Below are 15,032 nucleotides of genomic sequence, written 5' to 3' on the forward strand. Positions count from 1 at the left end.
TATAATATCAGAAAGAGAATTATTTTGTTTTAAGGGAGTGTTTTTTATGTGGAAATGGGAGGCGGAAAATCCTAAGGGGACGATCGTTATTGTGCATGGTGCACAAGAACATCATGGTAGATATACTTGGCTAGTTGACCAGTGGATGGCTACGGGATTTAATGTATTGATGGGAGATTTACCTGGTCAAGGACTTTCCACTAGAAGAAGAGGACATATCGACAACTTTGATGAATATATAGAGGAAGTAGAAAAATGGATTAAAGAGGCATACTTACTAAAACCGCCAGTCTTTGTCATTGGACATAGTATGGGAGGACTCGCAGTAATTAGGACATTGCAAGAAAAGAGTCCGTTGTTGGTAGCGGGTGTAATTTTATCCTCTCCATGTTTAAAATTAACACACCAGCCTACAAAAAAGATGGATGTGCTTTCCAAAGGTTTAAACTTTATCCTTCCAAAAGCTAAATTCGATACAGGGCTTACCGTTGACAAGGCGACTCGAAACGATAAAGTTATTGCAAAATATGATGACGATGAACTATACATTACGAAGGTGTCTGTCAGATGGTATCGTGAGTTAGTCCAATCGATGAACCACGCATTTACAAGCATTCATACTTTTCCAGATGTGCCTCTTTTGCTAATGCAAGCTGGGGATGATTTAATTGTAGACAAAGAAGCCTCAGCTATTTGGTTCAATTCCTTATCGATAAAAGCAAAAAGCTATCGAGAGTGGGAAGGACTCTACCACGAGATTTTTAATGAGCCAGAGAGAGATCAGGTCTTTCGCTATGCCAAAGCCTTTTTTAATTTACAGTTAGAAGGAAGTGAATAAGCTTGAAGGTACCCACTCATCCATTTTCTCTCATGAAAAGGGTGTATCGAGATGTATTTCCGGTAGTTTATGAGGAATTAGGTTTTTGGAAAAAAAAAGCGCTGGATATTCCTAATCCAGAACTAAAAGCGCAGGCATTGGCAAGTATAGAGTCCAAGGCATTTCATTGTGAAGGTGGCGGAATCCTTGCTTTGCTAGCTGGTCCGAATTATAAGGAAGCAATTAAGTTTATTGTTGCTTATCAAACCATTAGTGATTACTTAGATAATTTATGTGATCGAAGTACCTCACTTGACCCAGAGGATTTTGCCGCCTTGCATGAGTCGATGCCAGATGCGCTGACTGTTGGTGCAGCGGTAAAGAATTATTATCGCTTACGTGACGATCAGGATGATGGTGGCTATTTGGCTGAACTTGTACGAACTTGTCAACGAGTGTTGAAAGAAATGGCTAATTATGAGATTATTTTTCCTCACTTATCAAAGCTTGCTGGATTTTATTGTGATTTACAGGTACATAAGCATGTAGTGGTTGAGGAACGTGTTCCACGGTTAGAGCAATGGTTTTCAGAATATGAAGCGGAGTTACCGTCTATGAAATGGTATGAATTCTCGGCATGCTCGGGTTCGACACTTGGGATATTTTGTCTAGTATCGCAGTCTTTTCGAAAAGACTTTACAAGTGAACATGCTGAAAAAATCGTAGGAGGTTACTTTCCATACATACAGGGGCTCCACATCTTACTTGATTACTTTATAGATCAAGAGGAGGATCGTATAGGAGGAGATTTGAATTTCTGCACCTACTATTCGGATAAGTCGGTTTTAATGGAGAGGTTAAATCATTTTTTGCAAAAGGCAGATGAACATACTGCTGGCTTGCCGTTTGAAAAATTCCACCGTTTAATCAATCGAGGATTACTAGGTGTATATCTATCTGATGGAAAGGTTCATGATTGTAAAGATGTCGCTGTAATGGCGAAAAGAATGATAAAGGCGAGTGGGGGAACCGCGTACTTTTTTTATGTAAATGGACGGGCATATCGACGGATTCAGCGGTGGAGGGAAACATCGTAGAACGCCTAGAGGAAGAGAAAAGCAGGAAGGATGAGTGAGTTGACCCATCCTTCCTGCTTTTTTTAGTGTGAATATTCAGCATATTGTTGATAAGTACGAACGTATGATCTATAATGTTGTAGAAGAAGAAATATTAGAAATTAGGGGGAGAAGGATGAAAAAAGCAGCGTTACTAATAATTGATGTTCAAAAAGCGATGTTTAACGAGGAAAATCCAGTGTTTAACGGGGAAAAACTTATCATGAATTTGCAGCAACTAGTAATGAGTGCTCGAAAAGAGAATATACCTATTTTCTATATTCAGCATAATGAGCCAATTGGAGAGGAATTAGAGCCAGGTTCAGAGGCGTGGGAGGTTCATCCAGGGGTTTTCCCTACTTTAACAGATAAGTTCATCCAAAAGACTACCCCAGATTCCTTTTTAAAAACAGATTTAAATGAAGAGCTACAGAAACAAAATATCGGCCATCTAATACTAGCTGGCATTCAGAGTGATTTATGTGTAGATACAACTTGCAGAAAAGCTTTTAGCTTAGGTTATGATGTTACATTAGTGACAGACGCTCATAGCACTTGGGAATCCACCGAATTGTCAGCGCAGCAAATCATAAACCATCACAATCAAGTTTTACGGTGGTTTGCAAAAACGAAGGAAACGAAGGGAATTATCTTCCAAAATACGGAGCTAATACGGTAAAGAACAAAAGGTTGCCCGATGGTTGGACAACCTTTTAAAATGACTTAACTTACATTTTGCTGAGTTGTTTCAGCAGTTGCTGGATTTTTCTTGAATGCAGATGCTATCACCAAAAGTGCACCTCCTGCACCAATTGCTGCTAAACTAATAGTAGCACTATTCCAGCCTAAACCTTTCCCAAAGAAAAGTAACTCGCGTAGCCCCTCTACCATAAAACGCATTGGTAGCCAAGAGTAAATCCAATCACGATAAAAAGGTGACATGAACTCAGGAGCTAACGCTAATAAAGGGCCTCCAAAGAACAATGCGAGAACAAAAAGCGCAATCCCACGAATTCCTAACCAAGAAAGAACAGCAGAAATCATTAAGAAATAGCAAAAATAAGTAAGTGTTAAAAATAGTGCGGTATTCATCACTTGTGGGATATGCAAGCCTAGCAGTCCATCTGCTAACCAAGTTAGCCCAAAACCGACAGTAAAAGCAAGAATAGCTCCCATCATTATTTGAATGAATTTAGCCACCAGCGTTTCTTTTCGATTTAGTTCTCCGAGCTTCGTCATGGCTAAGAAGATAATCGCAGCCCCAGCAACGCTTGCCATCCATAAAGGCTGAAATAAAGACACAGGTGCATTCCCGTTCGCACTATTAGTCCCTATCTCATTCACATTTGTTACAATTTTCGCAACAGGTGTCACGAGGCTTAAAGCCTGTTCGGCAGTGAGGGATTCGCCTTGCTGTGTAAACTCCTCTAAAGCCTGAGTTCGCAATTGGTTATTCATATTTTCCACAATACCATTGAGAATTTGTCCGGCTACGGTAGAAGCCATTGTATTCATACCCTGGTTAATGTATATGTGCAGTTCAGGAGTAGCAGGGGAGGGTGTTCTTAGCGAAACTTGTTTCTCACTAAAATCACTTGGAATAATAAGCGCCGCATAGTACAGCTGATCATTTAAACCACTAACTACTTCCTCATAGCTCTTCATTTCTATCCAATTTACCGTTGGAACCTCTTCTGATATGGCGTTCCCATTTTCATGTATCATATCAACTATAGTCTGCCCGATATTTAATCTTGCTTGATTAGGCAATTCGAATCCTTGATCCTCGTTAACGAGTGCTATAGGTAGATTTTTTGGTGTGGGTTGTACGGTTGGAATGAGTGTTAAAGAAAAAATAAAAATAACAGTTAACGCAATGATTGGTGCTAATAGAAATAATTTGTTTTTCATCAATTCCATGATTAAGCCCCCTTTTATAATTAATGAACATCGTGTTGATTAATGTTCACGATGTATAATATAATTTTTATGAAAGGATAGCAATAAACAATAATGAAGGAACTGTCTATTAACTAACACAATCGTGAAAAATGTTTATTTCTAATTAATATTTGCTACGGAATTGGGAGTTGTTTTGAATGAAAGAGTCTACAGATAGGCGTGTTATTCGAACAAAGAGCATGATAAGAGATGCCTTAACGCAGTTAATGGAGGAAAAAGGATTTGAAGCGATAACAGTTAGAGATATTACATCACGAGCGGATATTAATCGCGGAACCTTTTATTTACATTATCAAGATAAATATGATTTATTAGAGAAAAGTGAAGATGAGATTATCCGTGAAATAGAAGAACTAGGGAGAAGAGCAAAGGAGTTAGATTTAAAAGAACTTGCAAGCCTGCATCGCGAAGGTAAACCAGTTCCATTTCTGCAAAAGCTCTTGGAATATTTACAAAGCAATGAGGCTTTGGTCAAAGTAGTTTTAGGCTCACAAGCCAACCCATCTTTTCAAATCAAACTAAAAAATGTCATGAAAAAGAATATGCTTCAAAATATGGAGACAAAATTAAAAAAAGAAGATTTGAAAGTACCAGTAGAGTATTTAACAGCCTATGTAATGGCTGCTAACATAGGCGTTATTCAGCATTGGCTGGAAACTGGTATGCAGTTGTCTCCACGTGAGATTTCTTTAGTTTTATCAAATTTAACAATATTAGGGCCTTGGCAAGTAGCAGGAATAAAGCAAGAACTACTTTGAACGAGAGTAGAGTTTTTTGACCAGACACATCCTTGTTTTCAGGAGAGCCATACAGAAAAAAGCAGTGCATCGGAATTAGAGTGCACTGCGATTGTGTGGCTATTTTTTTTCGATGGCAATAATAAACGGCGGGTTGTTTACTTGATTCATAAAACGATACTGCAAAACATGCGCTTTCTTTTGATCTAAATTCATGACAAAATCCAACAGAGCATCACGTTCTACCTGTCCTTCTGGATGACCATGATAGACAACTAGCACAATGACAGCCTCCTTTGTCATAACAGATAAGAGCTGTTCAATCGCTGTAATTGTACTTTCCGCTAATGTGACAATTTCTTTATCCCCACCAGGGAGATACCCTAGATTGAAAATCGCCCCTCTAATGTTGGAGTGGTCCTCAACCGGAATATGCTCAAGCAAGCGTGCATGACTAGCTTTAAATAAAGTTACTCGTTTTGAAGCTTCTTTTTTGTCCAGTTGCTCTGCGGTTTCTTTTATTGCTTGTTCTTGTATGTCAAAGCCATACACATGACCAGACGAGCCAACTAGTTCTGCTAAAAACACGGTATCGTGCCCATTCCCGACTGTGCAATCTACAGCAATATCTCCTTCAGTAATGGCTAGCTTCAAAAGCTTTTTACTATATGGTAAAACTCGTTCTAGCTTCATAAAATCTCCTCGTTTGATCGAACATAATATTTGCCTTGGTAGCTATCGCGGCGTTTCAATTCAGCGTCAATCGCATTTAATACCGCCCATTTATCCACACTCCACATTGGCCCAATCATTATATCAATTGGCCCATCTCCTGTGATACGGTGAACAATCATTTCAGGTGGTAAAATTTCTAATTGATCACAAACTAAGTTAATATAATCATCAAATGCTAAAAATTCAAGCATGCCCTTTTCATATTGCTTTACCATCGGGGTTCCCTTAAGTAAGTGAAGTAGATGGATTTTTATTCCTTGGACATCTAATTTTGCTACTGCTTGTGCAGTTTCGATCATCATTTTATTGTTTTCTAACGGAAGTCCATTAATGATATGAGAGCAAACTCTGATACCGTGCTTTCGGAGCTTATTTACTCCCTCTTTATAGGTATCAAATGTATGTGCGCGATTTATTAAGAGTGCCGTTCTTTCATGGACGGTTTGAAGCCCAAGCTCGACCCAAAGATAGGTTCTTTTGTTTAACTCAGCTAAGTATTCGATTACATCATCAGGCAAACAATCTGGACGAGTTCCAATGGAAAGGCCAACAACACCGTCTTGATTTAAAACCGTTTCATACTTTTCACGAAGTTCAGCTACCGGGGCATGAGTATTTGTAAAGGCTTGGAAATAAGCCATATATTTACCGTCTTTCCATTTATGATGCATCTTATTTTTAATTTGGTTAAATTGAGTAATTAAATCGTCGGCACGGTTTCCAGCAAAATCTCCAGAACCAGCTGCGCTACAAAATGTACAACCACCATGTGCCACTGTACCATCACGATTAGGGCAATCAAACCCACCGTCTAACGCAACTTTAAAAACCTTATGTCCAAAAGATTGACGTAAATGATAATTCCATGTGTGATAGCGTTTATCCTCAACGGAAAATGGAAACGGATTTTGACTAGTTGCTTTTGTCATCCGTACTCCTCCTCTTTTTATATATCTGATTAATGATTTTAGCATGTTTTACGACGTTCATCCAATGCATTGAAATAGCTTAATACTTTTTATTATATTTTCCAATTGTTCATCGCATGGTCTAGTGAAAAATGAGCAAAATAAAATGGAGCATCATGATTACTTGTGAGGTGAAAAGGGATGGCAACAAGAGATTCAGTAGAACAATTTATTCAGCAATTTGAAGAGGCCATACACAATGCAGAAGTGCAATACAGTGAAGCACAAAAGCTAGAACATAATAATGATACAGAATTTACAATGGCACAGAAACAAATGGAAGCAACCTATAATGATCTAATGCATCTTTCCTTTAGTTGTAACGCACAACAACGAGAACAACTAAATCGCATGCGTCTACAACTACAGCAACTTCAAAATGAAATGACCCTACTAAGGCATTAAAAAGGAGACTATCTTGGTGAAAAAACGTTCCAAACAAAATAACCCAGAACAAAAAACAAAAAATGCCGAAAACAGCGTGGAAATGGGAGTGGAGTACAATCCCATTAAAGAAGTAAAACAAAAGAACCTAAAGCGTGCCCAACCAATTAAATCTAAAAACCATAATGCAAAAAAATAAGAGCAGCCACGGGCTGCTCTTATTTTTTGGGATGATTTGTAAAAAAAGGGCGCCGGGTAAAAAATGGTATTAATTGGGGTGGTTTTATGATTTGGTTCATCCTAGAGTCCTCCGGGAATTGTAAGAAAAATCATTTTTTCATATTTCCAATCTTTTGTATTGAAACTATGTGCAAAACACATTACAATTGTTTTGGATTTCGAAATAATTGGTTAAGGAGGGCATGTTATGTTGAAAATGCCCAGAGCCCTTTGGTTATTGATTGTTGGAATGGCAATAAATGTAACTGGGGCTTCTTTTTTATGGCCGTTAAATACAATATATATTCATGACATTTTAGGAAAATCATTATCAGTAGCAGGACTTGTCTTAATGGTTAATGCTGGTGCCAGTGTAATAGGAAATTTAATTGGCGGATTTTTATTTGATAAAATTGGTGGTTATCGTTCCATATTACTTGGGATTTCTATCACCATTGTCGCGTTAATAGGATTGACGCTCAATCATAGCTGGAACTTTTACATTGTGTACTTAACGATTATTGGGTTTGGTTCAGGAATTGTGTTTCCTTCTATGTATGCGATGGCGGGTTCTGTTTGGAAAGAGGGCGGAAGAAGGTCGTTTAATGCCATGTATGTCGCCCAGAATTTAGGAGTTGCAATTGGTGCAGCGTTAGGAGGACTTGTAGCAGACATCCGGTTTGACTACATATTCTTAGCAAACACCTTAACGTATGCCATCTTTTTTGTCATTGCTTTATTTGGCTATAAATCGATTCAAGCAAACCCATCCAATCAAACTTCTGTCTTGGATCAATCTAAGAAAATCAAGGATCATACGAAGCTCTATGCTCTCCTTATTGTTTGTATTGGATACCTTCTTTGCTGGATGGGATATGTGCAGTGGCAAACAACGATAGCTTCTCATACTCAATCCCTAGGCATTTCGTTGAAACAATATAGCATTCTATGGACGATTAATGGTGCACTTATTGTGTTAGCGCAACCGATTATTTCGCTCATCGTCAAAAAATACACGAAAACCTTAAAAACACAAATTATCGTCGGATTAATCATTTTCATAGTATCCTTTGCAGTCGTTGGAGTGGCACAGCAATATACGGCATTTGTGGTAGCGATGGTTATCATTACAATTGGTGAAATGTTTGTGTGGCCAGCAGTCCCAACCGTAGCTAATGAACTTGCTCCAAAAGGAAGAGAAGGCTTCTATCAGGGGATTGTTAATAGTACCGCTACTGGCGGCAGGATGCTTGGACCACTTATGGGAGGAATTTTAGTAGACTTTCATGGTATGGGAATGTTGTTTGGAGTATTAATGGGGTTAATGGTCATCGCGATCTTTACTACATTGGTTTACGATCGGAAGTTGAAAGCAAACCAGGCAAAAGTTCCTGAAATGTCAAAGAGTGTGTTATAAAAAAATAGGCTCTGTTAAAGTACAGTGTGGATTTCTAGGTACCTAGCTGTTGATTGGAGCACGAGGTGAAGACTCCTGCGGGAGATAGCGTTTTGTGGAGACCCCGGAGGCGAAGCCGAGGAGGCTCCACAAGCGCCCCGTGGAAAGCGAAGCCTCGTGCGGAAATCAACAGCGGTGTTTAACAGAGCCAAAAAATAAAAGCAGTGCATTTCTATAAAGAAAATCGCATTGCTTTTTCTATTTGGGAAGATATATGATCTAACCCATTCACATATTATCCACATGAAAATTTCTCTATCCTATTGACAGAAATTCTCCAAATGTGATAATTAAATAGAGAGATTAGCACTCTGTATACTAGAGTGCTAAAATACATATATAAAATTCTGGAAGGAGATAGTATAAGATGGCAAAAAAAGAGTTCCAAGCAGAATCCAAAAGGCTATTAGAAATGATGATTAACTCCATTTACTCTCAGCGTGAAGTGTTTCTACGCGAATTAATTTCCAACGCGAGTGATGCAATGGATAAAATCTATTACAAGACATTAACGGATGAATCACTAATATTTAATAAGGATGATTACTTTATCAAAATCATTCCAAATAAAGAGAATAGAACGTTAACGATCATTGACACAGGTATTGGGATGACAAATGAAGAGCTTGAAGCAAATCTAGGGGTTATCGCTAGAAGTGGTTCTTTAGCATTCAAAAAGGAAAATGAAATTAAAGATGGTCACGATATTATTGGACAATTTGGTGTAGGTTTTTATGCTGCATTTATGGTGGCAGATGTAGTGACGGTTATAAGTAAGGCATTAGGTAGTGAAACAGCTTATAAATGGGAATCAGAAGGTGCCGATGGCTATACACTGGTGCCATATGAAAAAGCTTCCATTGGAACAGAAATTATTTTAACAATTAAAGAGAATACAGAAGATGAGAATTACGACGAATTTTTAGAAGAGTATCGCCTAAAGTCTATCATCAAAAAGTATTCAGATTTCATTCGTTATCCAATTAAAATGGATGTAACGACTACAAAACCAAAAGTAGAAGATGAGAATGAATTAGAGGAAGTGCAAGAAGAGCAAATCATCAATAGTATGGTTCCGATTTGGCGTAAAAACAAAAAGGAATTAACGACAGAAGACTATGAGAAATTTTACAATGAAAAGCACTATGGCTTTGATAAACCGCTAAAGCATCTTCACATCAGTGTAGACGGTACTATTCGATATAATGCAATACTATATATTCCAGAAAGTATTCCTTTTGATTATTATTCAAAGGAATTCGAAAAAGGCTTAGAACTGTATTCTAGTGGAGTGCTAATTATGAATAAATCTGCTGATTTGCTACCAGACCACTTCAGTTTTGTGAAAGGCCTTGTGGACTCAGAAGACCTTTCGCTTAATATTTCTCGTGAAATGCTACAGCAAGATCGTCAGTTGAAATTTATTGCGAAAAACTTAGCGAAAAAGATCAAAAGCGCCCTTCAAAGCATGCAAAAAGACGAGCGTGAAAACTATGAAAAATTCTATCAAGCTTTCGGTCGTCAGCTAAAATACGGTGTTTACTCCGATTTTGGTGCAAACAAAGAGGCTTTACAAGACTTACTAATGTTCTATTCATCCAAAGAGAAAAAGCTTGTGACGCTCGATGAATATATCTCTAGAATGCCTGAGGATCAAAAGTATATTTATTATGCTACTGGTGAATCAAAAGAACGAATTGAAAAACTTCCACAGACTGAATTAGTTGCAGACAAAGGATACGAAATTCTTTACTTTACAGAAGATATCGATGAGTTTGCGATTAAGATGTTAATGACATATAAAGAAAAAGAATTCAAGAATGTATCTAGTGGCGATTTAGGAATTGAATCGGAAGATAACGATAAGAAAACAGAAGCGGAACAAGAAGAAAATAAGGATCTATTTGACTCCATGAAAGATTTGTTAGGTGAGAAAGTAGCTTCAGTAAAAGTTTCTAAGCGTTTGAAGACTCATCCGGTGTGCTTGACTACTAAAGGTGAAGTAACTATCGAAATGGAAAAAATACTAAGCGCAATGCCTGATAATCAAAATGTCAAAGCAAGCAAAGTACTAGAAATCAATACAAACCATGAAGTGTTCCAATCCTTAAAAGAAGCACATGCAACCGATAAGGAGAAGTTAGCTCTATATACGAACTTGCTTTATAACCAAGCGTTGTTAATAGAAGGCTTACCAATCCAGGATCCTGTTGAATTTACAAACGATATTTGTAAAGTAATGGTGTGATTTTTTATAAGTGAATAAATAAAGGGCTGTTCCGAGTAATATGCGATGCGTACAAGGAACAGCCCTTTACTAGTTCTTACTCTTTTTAATTTAAACTATGTTATAATGATAAGTGGCAGTGGAATAAATTGTATATCATGGAAAACACCTTACAGTATTTAGATTTAGGCTTTTTGCTTTCTACTATACTGTATAGGTGTTTTTTTTGTTTCAGTGATATAAATAGTTGTTAGCTATAAAAAAGAGTTTTGGGAGGAAAGAGTTATGAAAAAAACTGCGCTAATATATTGTGAAAATAATTTTGGAACAATGGATGGAAAAACAGCAAATGGGTTAATAAGAAGTTCAGGAAAATATCAAATTGTTGGGGTTATTGATAGCACAAAGGATGGTATGGATACAGGTGAAGTTCTTGAGGGTAAAAAGAATGGTATTCCAATATTCGCAAGTTTAGAACATGCTTTAGAAAATTTATCGTTCGTACCAAACCAGTTCATTTATGGAATTGCACCATCAGAAGCCTTTCTAAAAAAAGAAGAGAGAGATTTATTGTTGAAAGCCATGCAGCAGGGGATGAACATTGTTAATCCGCTTCATGAATTTTTTACAGACGATCAAGAGTTTATGAAGTATTCCATCGAGTATGGAGTAGAAATTAAAGATATTAGAAAACCGCCTCTTAAAAAAGATATGCATCTTTTCTCTGGAAGAATCTTAAATATCGAAACGCCAATCGTTGCTGTGCTTGGTACAGACAGTGCTGTTGGTAAACGAACAACATCTGTCATTCTTGAAGCTGCGTTATTAGAGCATGGTTTAAATGTTGCGTTTGTGGCAACTGGACAAACTGGATTAATCCAAGGAGCGAAATATGGTGTTGCCATTGACGCAATCCCGTCGCAATTCATGACAGGTGAAATAGAAAACGAAGTCATGAAAGCCTATGAAAATGAAAAGCCCGATATTATTATTGTCGAAGGGCAAGGAGCATTAAGTCATCCAGCCTATATTAGTTCTTGTGGAATTATAAGAGGAGCAAGACCTGGAGCGGTTATCGTCCAACATCCGCCTAAGAGGAAAAATCTAGGTGATTTTGATTTTATGGAAATGCCATCTATTAAAAGTGAAATTGAGCTCATCGAAAACTTCTCAAATTCGAAGGTCATCGCAATTACTATCAACCATGAAAACATGTCAGATATAGAGGTGGATGATATTATTTCAGAATATGAAAGTGATCTTAATCTTCCAACAACGGATGTTCTGAAACAAGGATGTGACAAGCTTGTAACTAGTATTTTAGATGCTTTTCCATTATTACAGGATAAGAAGAAAGTACTTGTAAATTGACCCAATCTGGGGGACCTAGAATTGAAATAAACCTTGCAAAAATTGCCCATAATGCAGAAGCGCTCTATCGGTTGTATGGGTCAAAAGGTATTGAGCTAATGGGAGTTACAAAAGGTGTTTGTGGGGGACCAGAGATTGCAAGGGTTCTAGTGAATAATGGGATTCGAATTCTAGCAGACTCAAAAATAACTAATCTGCAAAAAATGCGCGAAGCAAGAATTAATGCGGAATTTGTGCTATTAAGAACCCCGGCACTAAGTGAAGTGGATTCTGTTGTAAAATATGCAGATATTAGTCTCAATTCCGAGCTAGCTGTTATAAAAAGTCTTTCAGCAACAGCTATAAAGCACAACACTCAGCATAAAATCATCCTAATGATAGAAATGGGTGATTTAAGAGAGGGGATTATGCCAGAGAATCTGGAGGAGTTCATTGAAGAGGTTTTGAAACTTTCTGGAATTACCTTAGTCGGCATTGGTGCAAACTTTGCTTGTTTCGGGGGAGTCAAGCCGAACGAGGAAAGTATGAAAAAACTATCTGCACTCGCCATTGAAATTGAAGAAAGGTTTTCATTATCCCTTTCCTATGTTTCAGGGGGAAACTCCGCCAATTATAGTTGGTTTATGGATACTGAAAGTACGGGACATGTTAATAATTTAAGGGTAGGAGAGTCCATACTCCTTGGACGAGAAACACTTTGTCGGATGGCAATACCTGGATTATTTACAGACGCCTTTACCTTTGTTTCTGAAGTTATTGAATCAAAAATAAAACCTTCTGTCCCTTATGGAGAAATCGCTCAGAATGTATTGGGGGTATCACCTGAATTTCAAGAACGTGGAAAAATAAGGAGGGCGATTCTTGGTGTTGGCTTTCAGGATGTGCTTGTGTCGGGACTTACACCTAGGTTAGATATAGAAATTCTTGGTTCAAGCAGTGACCACACTGTTCTTGATGCAAAGAAAATCGACTTGCAAGTAGGAGACGAAGTAGCGTTCTCCCTCAATTATGGTGCAGTACTCTCGGTTATGACCTCTCATGATGTAAGGAAGAAATATATTAATGTCATATAAGTAAGCTATTCTTTGCTGTAAGGCATTTAATCCCTCGCTTTTTCTCCTTTGTTACCCCATTTATACCCCTCGTTATTTCTAAACTCGCAATGATAGAACAAAAACTAGATTACGCTTTGTTTGGGCCTAATCTAGCTTTTTATGAAAAAATCGATACGAACAAACGAGTCCAATAAAAAATAAACCTAAAGCAACATAAGCTGGAAATAAATGAATAAACGTCGTATACCCTATGGCGAAATGAATAGATACACCAGCGATAAAGGCAGGTAAACCTCCAATGAAAAAGGTCCACCATACCCATGTATTCCCTTGTTGAAATCCCCATAGTGCAAGCATCAATACTAAGAGTCCTACACTTAACAAGGCACTTCCGAATCCAGCTCGATCATGAGCCAAAACAGGGATAAGTTGTTGATTAAAGGTTTGTAACATCTCTGGTGGCATACAAATGTATAGAATATCGGTGGAGACAAAAACAGTTGTTACACCAATATAAGAGATAATTAGTCCACCTAGAACAAACGAAAACCCTAAAAGTACGAATGCGAGTTGTCCATATATCGCTTTCTTCCAAACAGCATCATTTTTTGTATTCGTTGAAACAGGAGTACCAGTCAAGCCTCGAGTTTTGAAAAAGCCGTATAGATAAAAAGGTAAAAGTACGAGCCAAAACATTAAATGCAACCAGTCGAAATAGCCATAACCTATGAAGGCGAAGATGCCAAGGAAACCTACGATTGCAGCAGCATCAGTTGCTTGCTTTGCCCAACGCAGTCCTTTTTTTATCCCATACTTCGCAAGCTGCATATAAACAATGCCACCAGAAATCATCGTACCAGCTAATGTCATTCGATCATGTGCCATGAATAACATAATTCGTTCATTAAATAGCCAAATCTCTTCCTTTTTCATCCCGAGAAAATGTTCATCGTAAGGTAGAATAATCGAAGTCAAACTAAAAAGCAGCGCTAACACTCCACCAAGAAAGATAAACAAGCCGAAAAGCCAATAGGACAACCAGCCGGGCTGAGTAGTAGTAGTATTTACTACTCTAGCTAACAATGCTTCATTAATCCGTTTCGTTAGCCCAGGTCCGGAGAAAACATAGCCATCAGATAACATGACTAAATCTGCCCCTGCATCTAATAACTGTAGAGCCTGTTCTGGCTCTACTATTCCCCCTGAAGTAACAATGGTGTTTTTGAATCCAAGTTTCTTTAAGTGTCTAATTTTTTCCGCTAGAGCCATAACCCCATTTTTTTCCTCTAATACAATACCAAAGAAATCATCTAACTCAATAGAGGAGAGTTCAGTACTATTAGTTGTAGCTAAAAGTATTGGTTTGTTAGTTAAAGAAGAGAGAGTATGTGAGGTGGTTTCCAAAATAAAACCATCTGCAAAAGGTTCGAGTGATGCGACCATTCTAGCCAACTCTGAATCATCGCCAACAAGTCTTATGAAAATGGGCTGTTTCTTCTTTAAACTCTTAAGTTTTCCAATTGTTTTTTCCAATCCTAGCGATTCCGTCTCCACGGGAAAATCAATACGATTTTTTTCCTTAATAATTTGTGGCGCTTTTCCACTGCTAGAAGGCTGATAAGAAACAGGCCCTATTTCTAAAAAGCCAAATCCTAAATTAGAAAAAGCCTTTGTGCCTGATAGAAGCGGGTCAATTTTTCCAGATAAGCCAACAGGATTCTTAAACTTAATAGGCTCAATGGTTTTATGTAAGAGGGGGGAGCATTCTTCTCGCCCTAAAAAGTTGATAATAAAAGAGCCAAGACCAAAAGGAAGAGAAGCAATATGGTTCATGCCTCGATGGATAAACTCTCTCGCTATTACCGGGGGAAGTTTTGATAAAAAGGGCTTGAAAATTCCATGATAGGACCAATCTGGCATCATGCATTCCTCACAATCAATGTATGTTACTTATAGTGTAACATGTTGCTAAACGACAAAAATATC

General features: G+C 37.8%; 14 protein-coding genes. 10 read left to right on the forward strand and 4 right to left on the reverse strand.

Features of this window, described 5'->3' with window-relative positions; all coding sequences use genetic code 11:
* Positions 1 to 46 precede the first annotated feature (46 nt).
* The 3 genes from BK580_RS05240 to BK580_RS05250 all read left to right on the forward strand — a co-directional run bounded on the left by BK580_RS05240 (position 47) and on the right by BK580_RS05250 (position 2,611).
* Complete coding sequence (locus BK580_RS05240; protein WP_078379317.1) at positions 47 to 838, forward strand: alpha/beta hydrolase; 792 nt, start codon at positions 47 to 49, stop codon at positions 836 to 838.
* Between the two features lie 2 nt (positions 839 to 840).
* A complete protein-coding gene (locus BK580_RS05245) occupies positions 841 to 1,914 on the forward strand; it encodes a tetraprenyl-beta-curcumene synthase family protein (RefSeq protein ID WP_078379318.1) in 1,074 nt (357 codons plus the stop codon).
* A gap of 154 nt (positions 1,915 to 2,068) precedes the next feature.
* On the forward strand, positions 2,069 to 2,611 hold the full coding sequence (locus tag BK580_RS05250) for a cysteine hydrolase family protein (RefSeq protein WP_078379319.1): 543 nt from the start codon (positions 2,069 to 2,071) through the stop codon (positions 2,609 to 2,611).
* A 44-nt stretch (positions 2,612 to 2,655) separates the two neighbouring features.
* Here the strand turns inward: BK580_RS05250 and BK580_RS05255 are convergent, their stop codons facing one another.
* Positions 2,656 to 3,846, reverse strand: a complete 1,191-nt coding sequence (locus BK580_RS05255; RefSeq protein WP_078382645.1) for a YhgE/Pip domain-containing protein — start codon at positions 3,844 to 3,846, stop codon at positions 2,656 to 2,658.
* Between the two features lie 185 nt (positions 3,847 to 4,031).
* Between BK580_RS05255 and BK580_RS05260 the strand changes: the two genes are divergently transcribed.
* Positions 4,032 to 4,652, forward strand: a complete 621-nt coding sequence (locus BK580_RS05260; RefSeq protein WP_078379320.1) for a TetR/AcrR family transcriptional regulator — start codon at positions 4,032 to 4,034, stop codon at positions 4,650 to 4,652.
* Between the two features lie 99 nt (positions 4,653 to 4,751).
* Here the strand turns inward: BK580_RS05260 and BK580_RS05265 are convergent, their stop codons facing one another.
* Both BK580_RS05265 and BK580_RS05270 read right to left on the reverse strand, forming a co-directional pair.
* Entirely contained in the window at positions 4,752 to 5,324 is a 573-nt protein-coding gene (locus BK580_RS05265; RefSeq protein ID WP_078379321.1) for a tRNA 5-(aminomethyl)-2-thiouridylate-methyltransferase MnmM, read from the reverse strand.
* A complete protein-coding gene (locus tag BK580_RS05270) occupies positions 5,321 to 6,295 on the reverse strand; it encodes a tRNA modification radical SAM protein MnmL/YtqA (protein WP_078379322.1) in 975 nt (324 codons plus the stop codon). The genes BK580_RS05265 and BK580_RS05270 overlap by 4 nt, the downstream gene beginning before the upstream one ends.
* Positions 6,296 to 6,475: 180 nt before the next feature.
* Here BK580_RS05270 and BK580_RS05275 point away from each other — a divergent pair, with 180 nt between their 5' ends.
* The 6 genes from BK580_RS05275 to BK580_RS05300 all read left to right on the forward strand — a co-directional run bounded on the left by BK580_RS05275 (position 6,476) and on the right by BK580_RS05300 (position 13,064).
* Entirely contained in the window at positions 6,476 to 6,739 is a 264-nt protein-coding gene (locus BK580_RS05275; RefSeq protein ID WP_078379323.1) for a YtzC family protein, read from the forward strand.
* A 16-nt stretch (positions 6,740 to 6,755) separates the two neighbouring features.
* Positions 6,756 to 6,917: a glycogen biosynthesis protein GlgD gene (locus tag BK580_RS05280; protein ID WP_078379324.1), complete on the forward strand. Its 162-nt coding sequence runs from the start codon at positions 6,756 to 6,758 to the stop codon at positions 6,915 to 6,917.
* Between the two features lie 237 nt (positions 6,918 to 7,154).
* Positions 7,155 to 8,354, forward strand: a complete 1,200-nt coding sequence (locus BK580_RS05285; protein ID WP_078382646.1) for an MDR family MFS transporter — start codon at positions 7,155 to 7,157, stop codon at positions 8,352 to 8,354.
* A 406-nt stretch (positions 8,355 to 8,760) separates the two neighbouring features.
* On the forward strand, positions 8,761 to 10,641 hold the full coding sequence (gene htpG / locus BK580_RS05290) for a molecular chaperone HtpG (RefSeq protein WP_078379325.1): 1,881 nt from the start codon (positions 8,761 to 8,763) through the stop codon (positions 10,639 to 10,641).
* Positions 10,642 to 10,905: 264 nt separating this feature from the next.
* Entirely contained in the window at positions 10,906 to 11,991 is a 1,086-nt protein-coding gene (locus BK580_RS05295) for an N-acetyltransferase DgcN family protein (RefSeq protein ID WP_078379326.1), read from the forward strand.
* Positions 11,988 to 13,064, forward strand: coding sequence for an alanine/ornithine racemase family PLP-dependent enzyme (locus BK580_RS05300; protein ID WP_078379327.1), 1,077 nt, complete (start codon positions 11,988 to 11,990; stop codon positions 13,062 to 13,064). The genes BK580_RS05295 and BK580_RS05300 overlap by 4 nt, the downstream gene beginning before the upstream one ends.
* 126 nt (positions 13,065 to 13,190) lie before the next feature.
* Here the strand turns inward: BK580_RS05300 and BK580_RS05305 are convergent, their stop codons facing one another.
* Positions 13,191 to 14,969, reverse strand: coding sequence for a dihydroorotate dehydrogenase (locus tag BK580_RS05305; protein WP_408055235.1), 1,779 nt, complete (start codon positions 14,967 to 14,969; stop codon positions 13,191 to 13,193).
* Positions 14,970 to 15,032: the final 63 nt, after the last annotated feature.

This window comes from Sutcliffiella halmapala (genome assembly GCF_002019665.1).
In the GTDB taxonomy this organism is placed as follows: domain Bacteria; phylum Bacillota; class Bacilli; order Bacillales; family Bacillaceae_I; genus Sutcliffiella_A; species Sutcliffiella_A halmapala.